The sequence below is a fragment of the Pseudomonas sp. MWU16-30317 genome (genome assembly GCF_020515695.1).
Classification (GTDB): domain Bacteria; phylum Pseudomonadota; class Gammaproteobacteria; order Pseudomonadales; family Pseudomonadaceae; genus Aquipseudomonas.
On record NZ_JAIWJA010000011.1, the window covers coordinates 156502 to 177180 of the forward strand.

Genomic DNA, 20679 nt, shown 5'->3' on the forward strand with positions numbered 1-20679 from the left:
TCAACCCCCAGCACTGAGGCGGCGCATGTGGCCAGCCTGGCCTCGATTCGGCGTGATGTCGGCGGCTTCAACGACCAGTGGCTGCAACACCTGTCGTGGACCCTGCTGCTGGTGGACGGTGAGGTCGCGCGCTACCGTGTGCGGTCGCCCATTTCGGTGCGCGACTGGCTGATCGTGCGGCCCGTCGCCGCGCCATCCGAGCAGGTATTCCGGCGTATCCAGCACGAGTACGGCTTTCGCCAGTATCTGGATCCGGCCTGGGCGATCATTCCGGTTGCGCTCATCAGCACCGTCGACGGGCCGTTCATGGTGCTCGATGAAACCGCCGGTTCGAGCCTGCACGAGGTGCTTGGCGAGCGACTGTCGATCACGCGGTTCCTGCGTCTGGCCATTGGTGCCGCGCAAGCCGTGGCCAACGCCCATGCCGCCGGTCTGCTGCACCACGACATCAAGCCGTGCAACCTGATCGAGGGCAGCGACGGCGTGGTCCGCCTCACTGCGTTCGCGCTTAGTCGCTACCGGCATGCCGCCCATGTCGATACCGGGGAGGCCATCTCGGGCAGCTTCGCCTATATGCCCCCCGAGCAGGCCGGGCGCCTGCAACATCAAGCCGATGAGCGCAGTGATCTGTACGCCCTGGGGGTGAGTTTCTACGAGTTGCTGACCGGCTGTCTGCCCTTCGAAGGCAACGACCCGGTGGAGTCGCTGCATCAGCATCTGACCCAGCCACCGCCGCCCATCGAACAATGGCGCGCGAGCGTGCCGCCACCGTTGCGGCGTGTGGTACTCAAGCTGCTGGCCAAGGAACCGGCCGCTCGCTACGCCTGCGCCGGTGACCTGGCGGACGACCTGCGCTTGTGCCTGGTGCAGTGGAGCGAGTTTCAGCATATCCGTCGCTTCGAGCCCGGTGGCAAGGGCCCCCGCGGGCTGGACCTGCCGGTGGCGGTGCTGGTGGGGCGCGAGCGCGAACTGGCGCAGTTGCATGGGGCGTTGGCCCGTTGTATCGCCAGCGGGCAGGGCGAGATGGTTCTGCTCAGCGGTCAGACCGGCACGGGTAAAAGTGCCTTGGTGCGGCAACTGCATCAGGACCTGATCATCGGCCGCGTACTGTTCGCGACCGGCAAATTCGACCAGTCCAGCAAGACCACACCCTATGCTTCGCTGTCCTTGGCGCTGCGGTCGCTGGCCTTGCGGATACTGGGCGAACCGCCGTTGGTGCTCGATCAATGGGGGACGCGCTTGCGCGAGGCGCTGGGCGCCGATGGGGCGCTGGTAGCGCCGCTGGTGCCGGAGCTGGAACTGATCACCGGCCCCTTGTCGCCACTCACTGATGCCGCCGCACACGGTGCCCGTCACCGTTTCAATGACGTACTGCGTACCTTCATGGGTGCCTTCGCTCGTGCCGACACGCCATTGGTGCTGTTTTTCGACGACGTGCAATGGCTCGATCATGACACCCTGAGCTTCATGCGTTCGTTGATCGAGGCGCCGCTCCCGCACTTGCTGCTGATCGCCGCCTGCCGCGAAGTCTGCAGTGAGCCGACCCAGGCGTTCTACGGTTTTGTCGAATCCGCCAGGGCCCGGCCGGCGCACCTCACCGAATTGCAGCTCAATCCCCTGAGCCCGGCGGCCCTGCATGACATGGTCTGCGCTTTGCTGGGCTGGAATGCCCCGCAACTGGCGCCCTTGACCGTCATCATTCACGACAAGAGCGCCGGTAACCCGTTCTTCGTTCACCAGTTGTTGCGCACCTTGCTCGAAGAAAAACTGCTCTGGCCCGATCCTGTCGGCGAAGGCTGGCTGTGGGACACCGACGGCCTTGCGGGTTTCCCGGTGGCCGACAATGTCGTCGATCTGATGGTCGCTCGTATCGCTCGTTTCCCGCGCCGTACCCAGTATCTGCTGGGCCTGTTGGCGATGGTCGGCAATCGCGCCGACAGCAGTGATATTGCGCGTATCAGCGCATTGAGCCTGAGCAAGATCCAGCGTTTACTGGCCCCGGCCGTCGAAGCCGGCCTGTTGATCGAGGATCGCCAGGGCCTGACCTTCAGCCACGACCGGGTGCGCGAAGCCGCCTACCAACTGATCGCCCCCGAACGTCGCGCCGCCGAGCACACGCGCCTGGCGCGCTCGCTGCTCAAGACCCTGCCGGCGCAGCGCGTGCAGGGCGATCTGTTCCGCATCGCCCTGCACATCCAGCAGTCGGCCCATGACGCGTTGATGGAGCACGAAAAGCCGCATTTCATCGATGCGTTGCTGAGCGCCGCCGAGCGCGCCCGGGAAACCGCCGCGCTGCCGTTCGCGTTGCAATACTTGCGTCTGGCCAGGGAGCTGGGCGGCCCTCAGCGCTGGAGCGACAACCCTGCGCAGAGCTACGCCGTCGATTACCTGCATGCGCAGTGTCTGGTGCACACCTGCGATTACATCAACGCCCATGCCTGCATCGACCAGTTGCTGGAGCGAGTGTCGTCGCTGCCTCAGGTGTCGTCGCTGTACGTGCTCAAGATCGAGGCCTTGTCGCTGGCGGGTGATTATGCCGCCGCGCTGCGCACTGGGCTCGGCGGCTTGACGCTGTTCGGCATCGACTTCCCGACGCAGCAATTGCTGGTCGATCTGCAAGGGCCCTACCAGCGGCTGCGCCAAGCCCAGGGCGAGCGCACGATTTTCTCTTTCATCGATCACTTCGCGCTGAACAACGCGTTCATCAAAGCCGCGCTCGATCTGATGGCGGCGATGCTGATACCGGTGTCGTTCAGTGACCGCGACATGATGTTCCTGCTTAGCTGCCGAATGGCCGAAATGACCTTGCGCCACGGTGTCTGCACCTCGGGTGTGCGCGGCCTGTCGTGGTTCGGGGTGGTCTTGGCCGAGCGCTTCGATGCCCCGGAGGACGGCCTGCGTTTCACTGATCTGGCTTCGCGGCTGGCGGGGCAGCCGGCCTACGCGGCGGCGCAGGCATCCACCGACCTGGCGCTGGGGCGCATCAGCCTGTGGCTGCGCACCCCCAGTTTTGCCTTGGAGTGCAGTGAGCGGGCGTTCAATGCCAGCCGTGCGCAAGGACGCCCGGGCCTGGGCTGTTACGCCAGCCATCAGGCGGCGGCCACGCAGCTGTTCATGGGCGCGCCGCTGGCGCAGGTGCAGGTGCAGCTCGAACGTGGCCGGGCGCTGGCGGGCCTGCTGGATTTTCGCGACAGCCAGTTGTTGTTGGACCTGCTGGGTTGGTGGCTGCGAGCGTTGCGCGAAGGGCTGATAGCCGAAGCTGAGCGGCCCGCGCTGGCGGACGAGATCGTGGCGCTGGAAGCGCGGGTGCATAGCAGCAGCATGACCCCCGCGCACTTCTGGCTGTGGCTGGTCAAGGGCATGCACGCATACTTCGCTGGCGAACATCTGGCCGCGCGGGAGTTTTTCGCTCAGGCGCAGCGCTGCAGCTGGAGCGTACCGGGCCATGTACCCTTGGCCGACCTGGCCTTGTACAGCGCGCTCAACCATGCACAGCTGTGCGCCGGGGCAGAGGACATCGAGCCGACCTTGCAGGCCATCGCCCCGCACCTGCATCTGTTGCGGCGTTGGTCGCATCTGAACCCGCAAAGTTTTCGCGCCCGCTTTTTGCTGGTCGATGCCCAGGTCGCGAGTCTGCGGGGTGACAGTCTGCGCGCCTTGGGGCTGTTGGAGTCGGCCGTGGCCCAAGCGGCGAGTGCCGGCTTCGTGCACCTGCAGGCGCTGGCCCATGAAGTGGCGGCGCAGTGCAATGCCGCGCTGGGCCTGAGCACGGCGGCGCGGGCTCACCGAGTCAACGCTCGCGATAACTGGCAGCGCTGGGGCGCAGCGAGTCAGGTGAAGCGCCTGGAAAGTGCCCATCTGTATCTGCAGAGTCGCACCCCGGACTCCCGTGCCTCCGTCGACCTGCTGCGCGGCCAGCAGTACCTGGATCTGGTCTCGGTGACCAAGGCGTCGCAGGCCTTGTCCCGGGAAATCGTGTTCGAGCGGCTGGTGGAAACCCTGGTTGCCAACACCCTGGTGCACGCTGGTGCACGCCGCGGGCTGTTGATGCTGTTGCGCGATGGCGAACCCTGGATCGTCGCCACCGGTCGCAGTGCCGGCACTGGCGTCGAGGTGATGCTGGAGCGCAGCGCGGTGCAGGGGCATCTGCCGTTGTCGATCCTCTACCGGGTCATGCGTACCGGCCAGACCGTCGCCCTGGAGCGTGCCGAGCGCGACGACAGCTTTGCTGCCGACCCGTATTTTCTCGACCATTGCGGTGGCTCGGTGCTGTGCCTGCCGCTGCTCAAGCAGGGCGAAGTGATTGGCGTGCTGTACCTGGACAATTCCTTGGCGGCAGGGGTGTTCACCCATGCGCGAGTGGCGATGATCGAGCTGCTGGCGGCGCAGGCGGCGATCTCCCTCGAGACCTCAAGGTTGTATGGTGAGCTGCTGGAAGAAAACAGCCGTCGGCGAGAAACCGAGGCTTCGTTACAGATGGCTCGGGCCGAGCTGGCCCAGGTCAGCCATTCCACGGTATTGGGTGAACTGGCGGCGTCCATCGCCCATGAAATCAACCAGCCGCTGGTGTCGATCGTGTCCAATGCCAGCGCCAGTGTGCGCTGGTTGCAGCGTGCGCACCCGGAGGTCCAGGAAGCCCTTGAGGGGCTGCGCGATATCACCAAGGACGGCAAGCGCGCGGCGGACATCATCCACGCCTTGCAGGCGCTGGCGCGGCAGAAAGCCTCCAACCGGCGGTTGCTGTCGATCGATGAAGTGATCCGCCATGTATTGCTGCTCACGGCCGTGGAAATAGAGCAGCAGGGCATCACCGTCAAGGCGCGTCTCGAAGCGGGTGAGTGCCAGGTCATGGCCGATGGCGTGCAGATGCAGCAGGTGGTGTACAACCTGATCGTCAATGCCTGTGATGCCATGGCCGGGGTATCGCCGCAGCAGCGCTGGTTGACCATTGCTTCCAGCCTGCCGTGCCGGGATCAATTGGTGGTAACCATCGAGGACACCGGTACCGGGATCAGCCGGGAGAACCAGGAGCAGATCTTCAACGCGTTCTTTACCACCAAGAGCAGCGGCATGGGCATGGGCCTGGCGATCTGCCGGTCGATCATGAATGCGCAGGGCGGCACGTTGCACATGCTGCAAGGGCGGCAGGGGCAGACGATTTTCGTGTTTACCCTGCCGTGTTGAAGCAGGGGCCTTGCGGCGGGCTGGCTGACGTCTTCGCGAGCAAGCTTTGCTCCCACAGAGTCGACTGGACTTGAGTCGTACAGCTGCGCGAGCAAGGCTCGTCCGCGAAGAATTTACCGCAGCGCTACCGGCTGCCGTCAGCGCGCACGCTTACTTGCTGGCGAAGGCCAGCAGATCCTGGTTCAGCTCGTCCTTGTGGGTGAAATAGGTGGCGTGTGGCGCGCCGGCGTACACCTTGAGTTCGGCGCCGGGTACCAGTGCAGCCGCCGCCTTGCCGGTGACGTTGAAATCCACCACCGCATCGCCGTCGCCATGGATGACCAGTGTGGGGATGTCGATGGCCTTGAGGTCAGGCCGAAAATCGGTTTCGGAGAAGGCCGCGACGCAGTCGTAGGTGCCCTTGATACCGGCCTGCAGGGCCAGGAACTGGGTCCATTCGAGCATCGGTTTGCCGACCTTGGAGCCCGGCTTGTCGCTGCCGGTGAACACCGGTCCGAAGGCGTCGAGAAAGCCTGCGCGGTCGTTGAGCAGCCCGGCGCGGATGCCGTCGAAGACCGCCGGGTCAATGCCTTCAGGGTGATCGTCGCGACGAATCATCAGCGGCGTCACGGCGCTCAGCAGCACGGCTTTGGACACGCGAGCGGTGCCGTGGCGAGTCAGGTAGCGGGCCACTTCGCCGCCGCCCATGGAGAAGCCCACGAGCACGGCGTCCTTGATGTCCAGGTGGGTCAGCAGGGTCTGCAGGTCATCGGCGAAGGTGTCGTAGTCGTAGCCGCTCCAGGGTTGGCTCGAACGACCGAAGCCGCGACGGTCGTGGGCGATCACGCGAAAGCCGTTGGCGGCGAGGAAGTTCATCTGGTAGTCCCACATGTCGGCATTCAGCGGCCAGCCGTGGCTGAGCACGATGGGCCGGCCGCTGCCCCAGTCCTTGTAGTGGATTGCGGTGCCATCGGTGGTGGTGATGTAAGGCATGCCTGACTCCTGGGGCGTTGAATTGAGTTGAGGATCAAACCTAAGCGCATGACGCGACAAAGTACTTTAGCTGAGCCTGAATCCTTCTGAAGGGTTCCCCTTGAGGTGTGTTGGAAGTACCGGCCTGTCGGCCAGCACAGATTTCAGAACGTTTAACCTTTGCCAAAGTACAGCGGCCAGGGGGGCAGGGGAGACTGGGGCCGTTGACCTGTCTTCGCAAAGGAACGTCACCCATGAATACGTTGACCCTTGCCGCCCCGGCCGCGCTGGACTCTGTCGCCCTGCAACTGGTGCAGGCCCTTGCCACCGCGCTGGCGCAAGCCAATCATGCCCAGCAGGAGGTGCTGTACACCACCTCCCGCGCCCTGTGCAGTCATCTGCTCGACCGCTACGCCGGCGAATCCGCCGAGGCCTCCCAGCAACGGGTGGCGCTCTCGCCCTGGCAGGAGCGCCTGGCCAAACAGACGATGCTCGAACACATGGCCCACGGCCTGTCGATCGCCGAGGTCGCCAGCCAATGCTCGCTGTCGCGCAGTCACTTTTCCCGGGCTTTCAAGAAAACCACCGGCATGGCGCCGCGCGACTGGTTCCTGCAGGCACGTCTGGACAAGGCCCGGACTTTGCTGGCCGAGAGCCCGGCGTCGATTTCGCAGATCAGCCTGGAATGCGGTTTTGCCGATCAGTCGCACTTCACCCGGGTGTTCACTCGCAGCATCGGCACCACGCCATTCACCTGGCGTCGCGCGGCGGCGGCTCGCAGCGCCTGATGCGGGCGGGCCGGGATGGTATTGGCCCTGTGGGTAACACCCGCAGGGATCGGGGCCGGGCCGATGTTGAAAAAAGCACATTCGTTCAAGGCGCCGTTACCGGCGCCGTGCTTGACTCGCTGCAGACATCTGCCCACCCCTCGGATGAGGCCGCTCCCTCGCCAAGGACGACGCCTGGAGCCTCGCCATGAATCGTAATGACCTGCGCCACGTAGACATGAATCTGCTGGTGATCTTCGAAGCGCTGATGTTCGAGCGCAACCTGACCCGTGTGGCCGAAAAGCACTTCATGGGCCAGCCGGCGGTCAGTGCCGCGCTCGGCCGTCTGCGCGATCTGTTCGACGACCCGTTGTTGATCCGCAACGGCCGCAGCATGGATCCGACGCCGCGGGCACTGGCCATCCTCGAAGAGCTGCAGCCGGCCCTGGACACCATCTCGGGTGCCGTCAGCCGCGCCAAGGACTTCGACCCGGCCAGCAGTTGCAGTGTGTTCCGCATCGGCCTGTCGGATGACGCCGAATTCGGCCTGTTCCCGCCATTGCTCAACACCCTGCGCGAGGAGGCGCCGGGGATCGTCATCGTCGTGCGCCGCGCCAATTATCTGCTGATGCCGACCCTGCTCGCCTCGGGAGAAATCTCCGTGGGCGTGAGCTACACCACCGACCTGCCGGCCAACGCCAAGCGTCGCAAGATGCGCGATATCGGCTGCAAGGTGTTGCGTGGCGATTCACGGCCCGGGCCGCTGACACTGGATGAGTACTGCGAACGGCCGCACGCCATGGTGTCGTTCTCCGGCGACCTGAGCGGCAATATCGATCTGGATCTGGCCAAGGTCGGCCGTTCGCGCCGAGTGGTGCTTGGCGTGCCGCAATTCAACGGCCTGCGCGCGTTGCTCAAGGGCACCGACTTGATCGCCACCGTGCCGGATTATGCCGCCTGCGCGCTGGTGGACGACGGCATGTTGCGCGCCGAGGAGCCGCCGTTTCCGATCGTGCCGGCGGAGTTGTCCATGGCCTGGAGCGGGGTGCATGACAACGATCCGGCCGAGCGCTGGTTGCGTGGCCATATTGCCCGATTCATGTCAGCGCCATTGCCGGGGTCGCCGGCCTGAACGGTGTGGGCAAGCCATGCCGGCCTCTTCGCCAGCAAGCTGTCCTCCCACGGGTGCAAGACCTAGCGCCTGCTTGCTTTGTGGGAGCGAGGCTTGCCCGCGAAGAACGGTGTGGGCAAGCCATGCCGGCCTCTTCGCCAGCAAGCTGTGCTCCCACGGGTGCAAGACTTAGCGCCTGCTTGCTTTGTGGGAGCGAGGCTTGCCCGCGAAGAACGGTGTGGGCAAGCCATGCCGGCCTCTTCGCCAGCAAGCTGTGCTCCCACGGGTGCAAGACTTAGCGCCTGCTTGCTTTGTGAGAGCGAGGCTTGCCCGCGAAGAACGGTGTAGGCAAGCCATGCCGGCCTCTTTGCCAGCAAGCTGTGCTCCCACGGGTGCAAGACTTAGCGCCTGCTTGCTTTGTGGGAGCGAGGCTTGCCCGCGAAGAACGTTATGGGCAAGCCATGCCGGCCTCTTCGCCAGCAAGCTGTGCTCCCACGGGTGCAAGACTTAGCGCCTGCTTGCTTTGTGGGAGCGAGGCTTGCCCGCGAAGGGGCCGGTGAGAGCACCAGGCAATACCAGGCAGCACGGCAGTTCCAAAGGCAGCACGCTCATGCAAGCCGTGCTTGCCTGGCTGATTCATGATGACTTGCATCGACAATGGCCCGAAGGCGGGCCGCTTGCCCCAGGGATGAACCAATGAGTGTCGGCAATCTGCAGCCCAGTGAGTTTGATGATCCCGCCAAGGAGCTGGGCTTGTTGTGGCTGCGTGTCAGCGCTGCCTTATTCCTGCTGTGTGTGCACGGCCTGCCCAAGTTGCTGCATTTCTCCCAGCAACTGCAATTGATCGAAGACCCTTTCCACCTGGGGCCAGCCGTGACCCTGAGCCTGGCCATTTTTGCCGAAGTTGCCTGCCCGCTCCTGATCATCGCCGGCGTGCTGACGCGCCTGGCCTGTTTGCCGGTGCTGTGCGTACTGCTTATCGCCGTTGGCGTGGTGCACCCCGATTGGACCCTGGACCAGGGCCAGTTCGCCTGGCTGCTGTTGATTCTGTTCAGCGCGATTCTGCTGGCCGGCCCGGGGCGTCTGTCGCTGCGCCTGAGCATGCCCGGGCGTCTGCGCTACGCCTGACATATAGCCGTTGGCCGGGCCGCGATGATGGCGGCGCCGTGCTCTTGCGAATTCAGTTCAAGGAGTCACCGTACATGTCCAATTCATCCATCGTCGAGCCTGCGCTGGGCAGCACTGCCAGCAGCAAGGACGAAATGGTCACCCTGGTGGTCAAGCACCGGGTCAAGGCGGGCACCGAGCAGGCCTACGAGGCCTGGCTGCGACGCATCGTCTCGACCGCCCGCACCTTCCCCGGTCATTTGGGTGTCGACGTCATGCCGGGCAAAGAGGCCGGTCTTCGTACCTTCACCAGCGTGCTGCGGTTTTGCTCTACTGACCAGGTGCAGCAATGGCTCGACTCGCCGCAGCGTCTGGCGCTGGTCAAGGAGGCCGAGCACATGCTGGCCGACGGCGACGTCACCGAGATCGCCGACGCTGGGGAGTTCTGGTTCACCCCGCCCAGCGAGCAGGGCGCGGCGCCGCCACCGCGCTGGAAGCAGGCGGTGCTGAGCTTGTTGGTGATTCTGCCGCAAACCCTGCTGCTGCCGATCATCTGGTCGCCGGTTTTCAGCCTCAACAGCTTCTTTGGCAACTACGTGGTCAGCACCTTTCTCGTCACTATCACTATCGTGATGCTGGTGGTGTACGTGTTGATGCCGCCCGCCACCCGCCTGCTTGCACCTTGGCTAAACGCTTCTTCCTCTGCAGAAAAGGACCCGCAATGAACGCCGATCTGATTCTCTTCAATGGCAAGTTTCACACGGTCGACCGTGAAAAACCCCGCGCTACCGCGGTCGCCATCAGCGCCGGCCGCTTTGTCGCTGTCGGCAACGACGCCGAGGCCATGGCACTGCGTGGCACCGGCACCCAGGTGATCGACCTCAAGGGCCGCACGGCGATCCCCGGGCTCAATGACTCGCACTTGCACCTGATTCGTGGCGGCCTGAACTACAACCTCGAGCTGCGCTGGGAAGGCGTGCCGTCGCTGGCCGATGCCATGCGCATGCTCAAGGAGCAGGCCGACCGCACGCCAACGCCACAGTGGGTGCGGGTGGTGGGCGGCTGGAACGAATTCCAGTTCGCCGAAAAACGCATGCCGACCCTGGCCGAACTCAACCAGGCCGCGCCCGACACACCGGTGTTCGTCCTGCACCTGTATGACCGCGCCTTGCTCAACCGCGCCGCCTTGCGTGTGGCCGGCTACACCCGCGATACGCCCAACCCGCCCGGTGGCGAGATCCAGCGTGACGCCAACGGTGACCCGACCGGCATGCTGGTGGCGCGCCCCAACGCGATGATCTTGTACTCGACCCTGGCCAAGGGCCCGAGCCTGCCGCTGGAGTACCAGGTCAACTCGACCCGTCAGTTCATGCGCGAGCTCAACCGCCTGGGCCTGACCAGCGTGATCGACGCCGGGGGTGGTTTTCAGAACTACCCCGACGACTACAAGGTCATCGAGGAGCTGGCCAAGGCCGAGCAACTGACCATCCGCATCGCCTACAACCTGTTCACGCAAAAGCCCAAGGCCGAGTTGCAGGACTTCAAGAACTGGACCGGCAGCGTCACCCTGCACCAGGGCGATGACTTTTTGCGCCACAACGGCGCCGGCGAGATGCTGGTGTTCTCGGCCGCCGACTTCGAAGACTTCCTCGAACCGCGCCCGGACCTGCCGCAGACCATGGAGCAGGAGCTGGAGCCGGTGGTGCGCCATCTGGTCGAGCAGCGCTGGCCGTTCCGCCTGCACGTCACCTACGACGAATCCATCTCGCGCATGCTCGATGTGTTCGAGAAGGTCGACCGCGACATTCCGTTCAATGGCCTGCCGTGGTTCTTCGACCACGCCGAGACCATTTCGCCGAAGAATATCGAGCGTGTACGTGCCTTGAACGGCGGCATCGCGATTCAGGACCGCATGGCGTTCCAGGGTGAGTACTTCGTCGATCGCTACGGTGCGCAGGCGGCTGAAGCGACGCCGCCGATCAAGCGCATGTTGGCCGAGGGCGTGCCGGTCGGCGCCGGTACCGACGCCACGCGGGTGTCGAGCTACAACCCGTGGACCTCGTTGTACTGGATGGTCAGCGGCCGTACCGTCGGCGGTCTGGAGCTCTATCCAGAGGGCTTGTCGCGGGACACCGCCCTGGAACTGTTCACCCATGGCAGCGCCTGGTTCTCGTCCGAGCAGGGCAAGAAGGGCCAGATCAAGGTCGGGCAACTGGCCGACGTGGTGGCCTTGTCGGCGGACTTCTTCAGCGTCGAAGAAGAAGCCATCAAGTGGATCGAGTCGGTGCTGACCGTAGTTGGCGGCAAGGTCGTGCATGCCGACGCGGAGTTCGGCGACCTCGATCCACCGCGCCTGCCGGTGCTGCCGGACTGGTCTCCGGTGGCGCGTGTACCGGGCCATTGGCGTCCCAACGCACCGCTGCAGGCCCAGGTACACCAGTGCAGCGGTCCTTGCGCGGTGCACTCCCATAGCCACGAGCGGGCACGCCAGTCGAGTGTGCCCGTGAGCGACTTCCAGGGCTTCTGGGGCGCCTTTGGCTGTTCCTGCTTCGCGTTCTGATGGCCTGGTCGCCTTGTTCGCTGATCTGTAGCGAGGGGGCTTGCCTCCGACGGGCGACCCCCAGCCTGGCAACTGGCTGTAAGACTTTTCGGGGGCAAGCCCCCACTCTGCAACTAACCCGTAACCCCTGAGGATTGCAAAATGAGCAACGCTCCCCGTTACAACCGCTTGAACAAAGACGACGCCGTGGTCTTGCTGGTCGACCACCAGGCCGGCCTGATCTCGCTGGTGCAGGATTTCTCGCCCAACGAATTCAAGAACAACGTGCTGGCTCTGGCCGATTGCGCAAAGTTCTTCGGCCTGCCGACCATCCTGACCACTAGCTTCGAAAAAGGCCCGAACGGCCCGATGGTCCCCGAGCTCAAGGAGATGTTCCCGGACGCTCCGTACATCCCGCGCCCTGGTCAGATCAACGCCTGGGACAACGATGATTTCGTCGCTGCCGTCAAAGCTACCGGCAAAAAGCAGCTGATTATCGCCGGTGTCGTGACTGACGTGTGTGTGGCGTTCCCGACCTTGTCCGCATTGGCTGAAGGGTTTGACGTATTCGTGGTGACCGATGCTTCCGGTACGTTCAACGAAACCGTGCAACAAGCGGCCTGGGCGCGTATGAGCGCTGCCGGCGCGCAGTTGCTGAACTGGTTCGCAGTGGCCTGCGAGCTGCAACGCGACTGGCGCAACGACATCGAAGGCCTGGGCAACCTGCTGTCCAACCGCCTGCCGAACTATCGCAACCTGATGAACAGCTACTCGGCCAATACTGCCAAGTAACAGGGTCCTCAGCCTACGCTGACGCTAGCATCGCGTTCGCGGGCAAGCCTTGCTCCCACAGGTGTACGAATTGTAGGAGCAACGCTTGCTTACGAAGAGGCCAGTCGCCGTGGCGCAGGAGCATCAGGCCACCGCGCAGTTTCAGGAATTTTCAGCTTTGCCACCGCCTCAACGCTTCTGCAACCAACTCAAGAATCCCCCTTTCCTGATGGTCACCGGCTTGTGCAGCAACAGCGCATGACTGGTCTGCTGCCTGAACGCCTGCAATTTGTTCAGGGCCTTGCCCACTGCGCTGCTTTGCTCGACACAGTGTTGGGTCAGCGTCTTGTCGATGCGGTACACCAGGCTCGACGTCAGCGCGGTGAAGCGCGCCTCGGACGGTGTGTCGCCAAGGATGCTCTGCTCGCCCATGATTTCGCCAGGGCCCATGCGCCCGACCTCCAGCCAGCCGTCGCCATCGGCCACGTCTGCGGTGATCACACCGGTACCGATGACCATCAGCACCTCTGCTACCTCGCCGACATCGAGAATCCGCTGACCCGCCGCGAACTCCTTGGCGACCATGGCCGCCGCCAGTTGGTCTTTGGCGTCGGCACTCAGGCCCTGGAAAATCTTCACTTCGTCGAGCAGTTCCCGCGTGCGCGTCGTGCCTTGCACGGGGGCCGTCCCCTCGGCCAGGCGGCTGATGCCGGCGGCTTCGAGATGCCGGTGGGCCAGGTCGAACAACTGATTGCGCACCTCGCCACGCTTGGCCAGGTCGGCGATAAAACCACTGGCCACATACTCGGTGACGGTCTCGCCAGAGGCTTTGACCAAGGCTTTGGGCGCTGGCGCAGACAGCAGCAGACTGGTGCCGCGCAGGCTGCGCTCCAAGGCGTCGAGCACGCGTCGCGGGCGCACGTGATTGGGCAACTGCAGGCTGATGGACACGCCGTGCAGGTTGCTGGGGCGGCTGAGGTTGATGAGCTTGGCCTTGGCCGCGACCGAGTTAGGCACCACGGCGGTGCTGCCGTCGATGGTCAGCAGGTAGGTAGCGCGCCAGTTGATGTCCAGGACCTTGCCTTCGACGCCGTCGATGCTGATCGAGTCGTCGACCTGATAGGGCTTGGTGGTGTTCAGCACGATGCCGGAAAACACATCGCTCAAGGTGCTTTGCAACGCCAGGCCGACGATGATTGCCATGGCGCCGGAGGTGGCCAGCAGGCCCTTGACTGGCAGCTGCATGACATAACCGGCCGCGGCGACGATGGCGATCAGAAATACCAGCGCGCCGATCACGTCCTGCAACAGGCGCCCGCTATGCCCGATGCGGTGGGTGAGCAGCACGCCGAGCAGTTCGGTGAGCACCCGTGCCAGGTACAGCCACCAGAAGATCGCCAGCGCCGTGGCACACATCTGCAGCAGTGTGTCGTCTGGCCAGGGCGGCGCCAGCAACGGGCTGACGCCACCGCCGATGATCATCCAGCTGTACAGCAGGAACAGGCCCAGGCGCATGCCGACCTTGGCGATAGGGTGTTGCACGGGCGCCAGTTGCCAGACCAGCAGGTCGACCACCAGCACCAGCGCGCTCCACAGCAGGAGATGATTGAACACAAGCGTTGTCATGGCGTTATCCGCAAAAGGGCAGGCTTGATGGTAGGAGGGCGCGGGGTATTGCGCCATTGCCCAAAGGTTGGGCCATTCCCAGCGCTGCGAACCCACAGGCTGCGCCAGATTAATCTGCAGCCAAACAGCCAAAAAGCCGCTATAACGAGCTTGACTGTCTACCGAGGCGAGACAATGAATGCGTTTGAAGACATGCGCCTGTTCGTACAGGTCATGGAATCCGGGAGTTTCACTGCGGCAGCCGACAAGCTCGGGCTGTCCAAGCAATACGTCAGTCGGCGCCTGATGCAATTGGAGGGCCGCCTAGGCACTCGTCTGCTCAATCGCTCGACCCGGCGCCTGGACGTCACCCCGCCAGGCCAGAGTTACTATGAATCGGCCGTGCGCCTGCTGGGGGAGGTCGAGCAGGTCGAGCAGGGCATCGCCGGCCAGAACGCCGAGCCGCGCGGCAAGATCCGCCTGAGTGCGCCGCTGTCGTTTGCCGTCGCTCATCTGGGCTGCATCCTGCCGCAGTTTCTGCAGCGCTATGCGCAAGTGTCGGTAGAAGTCGATCTCAGCGATCGCCCGGTGGATCTGCTGGGTGAGGGCTACGACGTGGTGCTGCGCATCGGCGTGCTCGAGGATTCCTCGCTGATTGCCCGGCGCATCGCGTCGATCCCGCGGGTGTACTGCTGCAGCCCGGCCTATCTGGCCGAGCACGGCGAGCCGCAGACCCCGGAGGATCTCGTCGACCATCAATGCCTGCCCTACGGCCACAGCCGCCAGGTGCAGTGGCAGTTTCAGAACCGGGGCAAGCCGCTGGCGCAGGCGGTCAGCGGGCGTATTCGTGCCAACAACGGCGAGCTGCTCAAGGACGCGGCGGTCGCCGGGTTGGGGATTACTTACCTGCCGTTGTTCATCGTCGGGGACGCACTGGCCGATGGCCGTCTTGTCAGAGTGCTGGAAACCTACGCCCCCGAAGCACTGCAGTTGTCGGCGGTGTATCCGCAGCATCGGCAAAGCTCGCGAGCGGTGCAGGTACTGGTGGAATTTTTGCGTGAATGCCTGGCCCACAACGTGGCCTTGCAGGAGAGCGTGCGATGAAGACGGTGGCCATGCTGCTGTATCCCGATTTTCTGCTGCTGGACATGGCAGGGCCGCTGGAAGTGTTCTCCATCGCCAATCGTTATCTCGATCCGGGTCAACGGTATGAAATCACCACGGTGGGCCCTGATGAAGGCCTGACTCGCGCGTCCAACGGCATCAAGGTCCAGCCCGACCTGACCCTTGCCCAGGCCGATGGCGCCTATGACCTGTTGCTGGTGCCCGGTGGTCCGGGAGCCTATACCACGCAGCACGAGGGCATCACCGCGTGGCTCCGGGGCACAGCGCACAAGGCCCGGCGCTATGGTTCGATCTGTACCGGGGCGTTCATTCTCGGCCATGCCGGCTTGCTTGACGGGCATCGGGTCACCACCCACTGGCATTACACCGAGCGGCTGCTCAAGGCGTTTCCCAAGGCCCAGGTGGGCACCGATCAGATCTACATCCATGATCGCCAGTTGATCACGTCGGGGGGCGTGACCGCGGGTATCGATATGGCGTTGTCGATCGTTGCCGAAGACCATGGCCGCAAGGTTGCGCTGGATGTGGCCAAGGTGCTGCTGGTGATCATGCGTCGCCAAGGGGGACAGGCGCAGTTCAGCCCGTTGGTAGCGGCGGTGGCGACTCAGGCTTCGCCGATCACTCGGGTACAGCATTTCATTCTGGAAAACCTTGAACAGGAACTGACCATCGAGCGTCTGTCCGGCCTCGCGGCCATGAGCGGTCGACATTTTGCTCGGGTGTTCACCCGGGAGGTGGGCATGACCCCCATGGAATTTGTCCAGAGTGCACGGATCGACCGGGCCCGCAGCTTGCTGGAGAGCACCGAACTGCCGCTCAAGACCGTGGCCTACAAGAGCGGTTTCGGCAGCGTCAGGCACATGCGGGTGTTATTCAGCGAGCGATTGGGGCGCACGCCGACGCAATATCGCCAGCAATTCACCTGATTGCAGGGAGCTTGGCCGAAATGCGCATTCGAATGGCCGTGCACGGCCCCTCGCGAATGATTTGTTTTCTCGCCAGGCTGCCAAGATAGCGCCATCTGAGATATTCCCGGGAGGCACTCCATGACCAGCAACAGCGTGACCGACGAGATCGCCGCAGCGCTGCGCGACAGCATGAGCCCGCGTGACCGTTTGGCCAGTTGGACTTTTCGCTGGTCACTGCTGTGCGGTCAACTGGTGTGCGCTCAGTGTCAGGCTTCGCAGTCTGCCAATCTGCCCGAGGCCAGTTTCGTCCATCGCCCCGGATGCCGGGCGCGGCGCGAAAATCAGCCCTGGCAGGAGCTGGAAACCTTGCTGGGTGCGGTGGCGATGCGTGAGCCGCCGCACCGGTAGCCTTCGTTCAAGGATGTTTCGCCTTGGGCGCCGCGATGGCCCCATCCCACTCGGTAACTACCGCTTTTTGCGTGGCGCGCTGGAACAGGCACAGCTCCGTGCCGCTGCGGTTGTTCATGAACTTTTGTGGGTAGGTGCCTTTGAGCAGCAGCGCGGTGTAGCCGATGCTGTCATCGAACAGCGCCGGGCTGCCGGCGGCGTGGGGGTTCTTGAGTTGGCTGGCTTGCAGGCATTTGGCGAGCAGGGTCTGGTCGTGGACGGCCCAGGCTTGCGAGGTGGCGGCTTGGGTGGTGGTGCAGGCGAGCAGGGTGATGGTCGCGAGAGATATATTGCGCAAGGTCATGGATGTTTGCCTCTGAAGTCGGATCCAGGGCTACTTCCCGGAAACGGAGCTGGGGAAATAGAAACCTATGACAAGCGTAACCAATGGAAGCGCGCCGATCTTTACCAGCTCGAACATGTTTTCCCAGGCTTCATTCGCCGGCTCCAGGCCGTAACCAATGATGACGATCATGCAAAGTACAAACAGGAACAGCAGAATCTGTTTGGCAAACCGCAGTCTATGGCCTTCATGGAAACGCACGACGTGTTCGGGTGAATGATGTATGAGGTCGATCATGTCGGCGCCCATTGACGGCCTTATATCCACTTTTTCCGTCATAGGACACGCACCTCGCAAACTGCCTGCAATCCGGTCTGTGCGTCGGCTTTCACTATCCCCATCGAACGGCCATCTCGAAGTGCGTCATCAGCGACTGAAAGCAGTGCGAAGGCCCGGCGTATCGCTTCCTCTTTGCTGATGCGGTAGCGCAGCGCAATATCCACGAGCGCGGCATCGATGTTATCGCTGACGTATAGGTCGAACCTTGCCATTGGCTTGTCTTCCCTGGGCAGGTGGAAAGTCGTCCAGTTTAGATGGGCCGCGCCAGAAAAGTCATGGGCAAGGTAGCCTTTGTCAGTAAGCAGATATTGCTAGGACCAACTAGCGAGCCGCCTGTGTTGCCGAAGGCTTCGCTCCGGCCTCGATCGCGGCGCTGAACGAATCATCGAACAAGCGCGCCGCCGGGTACGGCTTGACCAGGCCCACTTCACCGAAGAAATCCACGGTCTGTTGCGCCTGGTCGATGGCCTTGGCGTCGATCGGGCGCAAGTTGGTGGCGGCGCGGGCGAACCAGCTTTGGGCGATGTTGACGTCGGCGTGGGTCAGGTCGGCCCAGGCGGTGGCGTAGGCCTCGGTGTGCGCGGGATCGGCTGCGGCCCATTCGCGGGCCACACGCAGGCGGGTGAGGAAGTCGGCGATGGCGCTGCGCTTGCTGGCGATGGCCTTGTCGGTAGCGACGAGAAAGGTCTGCGCGGGGATCAGTCCCTTGGCCGTGGCGATGACACGGGCGCCTTGGCGTTCCTGCTGGGTGACATAGGGTTCCCAGGTGGCGATCACGTCTACCGAACCACCGTCCAGCGCGTGCGAGGCATCCAGTGCGCTGAGGTAGTTGAGCTGTACCGAATCGCGCGGGATACCGGCCTTGGCCAGCGCTGTCAGCAACAATTGCTGGCTCCACGAACCTTTCCAGATGGCAGCGCGTTTGCCCTTCAAATCAGCGAGGGTTTTGATCGGCGAATCCTTGGGCACCAGGATGGCGATGCCGTCGGGGTTCTGCTGGCTGATGCCGACCACTTTGATCGGCGCCCCCAGTGCACCGAGAAACAGCGGCGGTGCGTCACCCAGCATGCCGAGATCGAGGCTGCCCGCGTTCAACGCCTCGGCCACTGGCGACCCGGCGGTGAACTGTTTCCAGTCCAGGGTGTAAGGCAGGTCCTTGAGCACCCCGGCGGCCTCCATTACGGTGCGGGTGTTGTAGCTCTGATCGCCGACGATCAAAGTCTCGGCCTGGGTGGTGAAGCTCAGGGTGGCGGCCAGCAAGGTGGCGGCGGTGGTCAGCAGTCTGCGCATGGGGCTCTTCCGGTGGGCTCGTTGGCGAGCGAAATAGGGCGAGTCCGGTCCGCTGGTGCGGTGGCAGACACTGAGTCAGTGTGGGACGCAAAAGGGCGTGCATCGCAGGTGCGGTAGGGCGCGCCGGGGGATTTGCTTAGAAGCTGAATTGCGGTAATTCGATATTTTTATAATCTACAGCGATTTCGTTATGGTTTGAAATTCATTTTTCTCATAAGTTAATATGATTTTTTGTTATCTAATCCGCCCGGTCGGATGTCTCGCAAACGTCTGACACTCATCTGGGACAGGCCTGATATCGATTTCAATGCGCCTGCGCAGGCGGTATGGCCGGCCACACCGCCATCACCCGCGTTACTGCCGCATCCAGTACTGAAGGCGCGATCCCGTCCCTGGCCAATGGGGTCAACCCGAGCAAAAAAACTTCGAACACCGCTGCCAATACGCCTGGCTCGGTGTCGGCGGGCAGTTCGCCGGAGGCGATGGCGCGTTCGATACAGGCCGCGATGCCCGCACGGTTATCGGCGCGAGCAGCGGCCAGCGGGGCGCTGACCTGGGCGCTTTCGGCTGAGCAGCTGCTCATGGTGCCCAAGGCCACCAGGCAGCCTTTAGGGTGGTCTGCTTCGCACTGCATGCGCGCGGAGCGGCGCAACGCTAATTCGATGGCCTGGCGCGGCGGCAACTGGGTATCGAACAGGCTCTCGGTCACGCGTCCGTGGGTGGCCAGGTAGCGCGTCATGACCTCTTTGAACAGCTCCTCTTTGGAGCCGAACGCCGCATAGAAGCTGGGCGCCGAGATGCCGCCCCCGAGGTGGGTCTTGAGTTGGCTGAGCGAGGTCGAGTCGTAGCCATGCTCCCAAAACAAGTGCATGGCCTGAGTGATAGCCGTATCGCGGTCAAAGGTGCGTGGACGTCCCATCGTGGCCATGTGCGTTTCTCCTCTGCAGGACTTAAATACTAATCGATACAAAAGTCATTGACCATCGCCAGTGCGTCGGCTTACATTTGTACCGATCGATATATAAATTGGAGTGGGGCATGACACGACACGAACACGACACCGGCAAGCTGCCGATGGGGGCTTTGTTGGCGCTGGCGATGACCGGTTTCACCTGCATCGTGACCGAAACGCTGCCGGCCGGGTTGTTGCCGGCAATGGGCGAGGGCTTGCAGGTGTCGCCGTCGTTGGCAGGGCAGAGCGTCACGGTATATGCCCTGGGCTCGATGCTGGCGGTCATTCCGCTGACGATTGCTACCCAAGGCTGGCGTCGCCGCAACGTTCTGCTGCTGGCCATCTTCGGGTTTCTGTTGTTCAACTCCATCACCGCCTGGTCGCCCAGTTACACCGTGATGCTGATCGCACGGTTTTTCGCCGGGGTGTCGGCGGGCCTGGCCTGGAGCCTGGTGGCCGGGTATGCCCGACGCATGGTCGAACCTGCATTGCAAGGTCGGGCGCTGGCGGTGGCCATGGTCGGTACCCCCATCGCCTTGTCGCTCGGCGTGCCGTTGGGTACCTGGCTGGGCAATCTGCTGGGCTGGCGAGCAGCGTTCGCTTCGATGTCCGGGCTGACCTTGATCCTGATCATCTGGGTGCTGCTCCGGGTGCCGGATTACCCAGGGCAGGCGGCAAGCGAACGCATTCGCTTGCGGCCGGTATTGCTAACGCCGGGAGTGCGCCCGGTGCTGGCGGTGGTGGTGACCTGGATGCTCGCCCACAACCTGCTTTACACCTATGTGTCGCCCTTCGTCACGCCGGCGGGCCTGGGTGATCGGGTCGACGCGGTACTGCTGGTGTTCGGGTTGGCGGCCTTGCTGGGCATCGCAATGACCGGTCGGCTGGTGGATCGCCATCTGCGTAGCGCGGTATTGCTCAGCCTGGTCGCGTTCGCATTCACCACGCTGCTGTTCGGTCTGTTCGCGCACTCGGCCGCAGTGGCCTATGTCGGCGTATTCGTCTGGGGGATCAGCTTCGGGGGCGCCGCGACCTTGCTGCAGACCGCCTTGGCCGACAGCGCCGGTGACGGTGCAGACGTAGCGTTGTCGCTGAATGTGGTGGTGTGGAACGGTGCCATCGCCGGTGGCGGTGTGCTTGGCGGCATACTGCTGGACCAGCTCGGCGTGGGTGCCTTCGCCTGGGCGGCGCTGGTGCTGATACTGGTCAGCCTGGGGATAGCCGCAGCTGCCCGTGAACATGGCTTCCCCGGCGGCCATCGACAGGCGCGAACCGAAGCGCAGGCCGCGACGGTCTAGGC

General features: G+C 63.6%; 18 protein-coding genes. 11 read left to right on the top strand and 7 right to left on the bottom strand.

The window, feature by feature from the left end; genetic code table 11:
- Positions 1-27: 27 nt before the first annotated feature.
- Positions 28-5184, top strand: a complete 5157-nt coding sequence (locus LIX93_RS25535) for an AAA family ATPase (protein WP_226506852.1) — start codon at positions 28-30, stop codon at positions 5182-5184.
- A gap of 150 nt (positions 5185-5334) precedes the next feature.
- Here the strand turns inward: LIX93_RS25535 and LIX93_RS25540 are convergent, their stop codons facing one another.
- Positions 5335-6156, bottom strand: a complete 822-nt coding sequence (locus LIX93_RS25540; RefSeq protein ID WP_226506853.1) for an alpha/beta hydrolase — start codon at positions 6154-6156, stop codon at positions 5335-5337.
- A gap of 233 nt (positions 6157-6389) precedes the next feature.
- Between LIX93_RS25540 and LIX93_RS25545 the strand changes: the two genes are divergently transcribed.
- From LIX93_RS25545 to ycaC, 6 genes are all read left to right on the top strand, one after another.
- Complete coding sequence (locus LIX93_RS25545; RefSeq protein WP_226506854.1) at positions 6390-6923, top strand: AraC family transcriptional regulator; 534 nt, start codon at positions 6390-6392, stop codon at positions 6921-6923.
- Between the two features lie 187 nt (positions 6924-7110).
- Positions 7111-8034 carry a LysR family transcriptional regulator gene (locus tag LIX93_RS25550; RefSeq protein WP_226506855.1) on the top strand — a complete coding sequence of 308 codons (924 nt, stop codon included), beginning with the start codon at positions 7111-7113 and terminating at the stop codon, positions 8032-8034.
- A 690-nt stretch (positions 8035-8724) separates the two neighbouring features.
- Positions 8725-9141: a DoxX family protein gene (locus LIX93_RS25555; RefSeq protein WP_226506892.1), complete on the top strand. Its 417-nt coding sequence runs from the start codon at positions 8725-8727 to the stop codon at positions 9139-9141.
- Positions 9142-9215: 74 nt separating this feature from the next.
- On the top strand, positions 9216-9845 hold the full coding sequence (locus LIX93_RS25560; RefSeq protein ID WP_226506856.1) for an antibiotic biosynthesis monooxygenase: 630 nt from the start codon (positions 9216-9218) through the stop codon (positions 9843-9845).
- The gene (locus tag LIX93_RS25565; protein ID WP_226506857.1) at positions 9842-11680 is read left to right on the top strand and encodes an amidohydrolase; all 1839 of its coding nucleotides are present in this window, start codon (positions 9842-9844) and stop codon (positions 11678-11680) included. The genes LIX93_RS25560 and LIX93_RS25565 overlap by 4 nt, the downstream gene beginning before the upstream one ends.
- Before the next feature lie 141 nt (positions 11681-11821).
- Positions 11822-12451, top strand: coding sequence for an isochorismate family cysteine hydrolase YcaC (gene ycaC, locus LIX93_RS25570; RefSeq protein WP_226506858.1), 630 nt, complete (start codon positions 11822-11824; stop codon positions 12449-12451).
- Positions 12452-12619: 168 nt separating this feature from the next.
- Here the strand turns inward: ycaC and LIX93_RS25575 are convergent, their stop codons facing one another.
- The gene (locus tag LIX93_RS25575; protein WP_226506859.1) at positions 12620-14056 is read right to left on the bottom strand and encodes a mechanosensitive ion channel family protein; all 1437 of its coding nucleotides are present in this window, start codon (positions 14054-14056) and stop codon (positions 12620-12622) included.
- A gap of 174 nt (positions 14057-14230) precedes the next feature.
- Between LIX93_RS25575 and LIX93_RS25580 the strand changes: the two genes are divergently transcribed.
- The 3 genes from LIX93_RS25580 (at position 14231) to LIX93_RS25590 (ending at position 16476) form a co-directional block, all read left to right on the top strand.
- Positions 14231-15139, top strand: coding sequence for a LysR family transcriptional regulator (locus LIX93_RS25580; protein ID WP_226506860.1), 909 nt, complete (start codon positions 14231-14233; stop codon positions 15137-15139).
- Positions 15136-16086: a GlxA family transcriptional regulator gene (locus LIX93_RS25585; protein ID WP_226506861.1), complete on the top strand. Its 951-nt coding sequence runs from the start codon at positions 15136-15138 to the stop codon at positions 16084-16086. Before LIX93_RS25580 ends, LIX93_RS25585 begins: the two co-directional genes overlap by 4 nt.
- A gap of 120 nt (positions 16087-16206) precedes the next feature.
- A complete protein-coding gene (locus tag LIX93_RS25590) occupies positions 16207-16476 on the top strand; it encodes a hypothetical protein (RefSeq protein ID WP_226506862.1) in 270 nt (89 codons plus the stop codon).
- Between the two features lie 7 nt (positions 16477-16483).
- Here the strand turns inward: LIX93_RS25590 and LIX93_RS25595 are convergent, their stop codons facing one another.
- From LIX93_RS25595 to LIX93_RS25615, 5 genes are all read right to left on the bottom strand, one after another.
- A complete protein-coding gene (locus LIX93_RS25595) occupies positions 16484-16819 on the bottom strand; it encodes a hypothetical protein (RefSeq protein ID WP_226506863.1) in 336 nt (111 codons plus the stop codon).
- 30 nt (positions 16820-16849) lie between these two features.
- On the bottom strand, positions 16850-17137 hold the full coding sequence (locus LIX93_RS25600; RefSeq protein ID WP_226506864.1) for a hypothetical protein: 288 nt from the start codon (positions 17135-17137) through the stop codon (positions 16850-16852).
- Positions 17134-17349 (bottom strand): hypothetical protein, encoded by a 216-nt coding sequence (locus tag LIX93_RS25605; protein ID WP_226506865.1) that lies wholly within the window; start codon positions 17347-17349, stop codon positions 17134-17136. Before LIX93_RS25605 ends, LIX93_RS25600 begins: the two co-directional genes overlap by 4 nt.
- 109 nt (positions 17350-17458) lie before the next feature.
- The gene (locus LIX93_RS25610; protein ID WP_226506866.1) at positions 17459-18427 is read right to left on the bottom strand and encodes an ABC transporter substrate-binding protein; all 969 of its coding nucleotides are present in this window, start codon (positions 18425-18427) and stop codon (positions 17459-17461) included.
- A gap of 304 nt (positions 18428-18731) precedes the next feature.
- Complete coding sequence (locus tag LIX93_RS25615; RefSeq protein WP_226506867.1) at positions 18732-19355, bottom strand: TetR/AcrR family transcriptional regulator; 624 nt, start codon at positions 19353-19355, stop codon at positions 18732-18734.
- A 110-nt stretch (positions 19356-19465) separates the two neighbouring features.
- Here LIX93_RS25615 and LIX93_RS25620 point away from each other — a divergent pair, with 110 nt between their 5' ends.
- Positions 19466-20677 carry an MFS transporter gene (locus tag LIX93_RS25620; RefSeq protein WP_226506868.1) on the top strand — a complete coding sequence of 404 codons (1212 nt, stop codon included), beginning with the start codon at positions 19466-19468 and terminating at the stop codon, positions 20675-20677.
- Positions 20678-20679 lie beyond the last annotated feature (2 nt).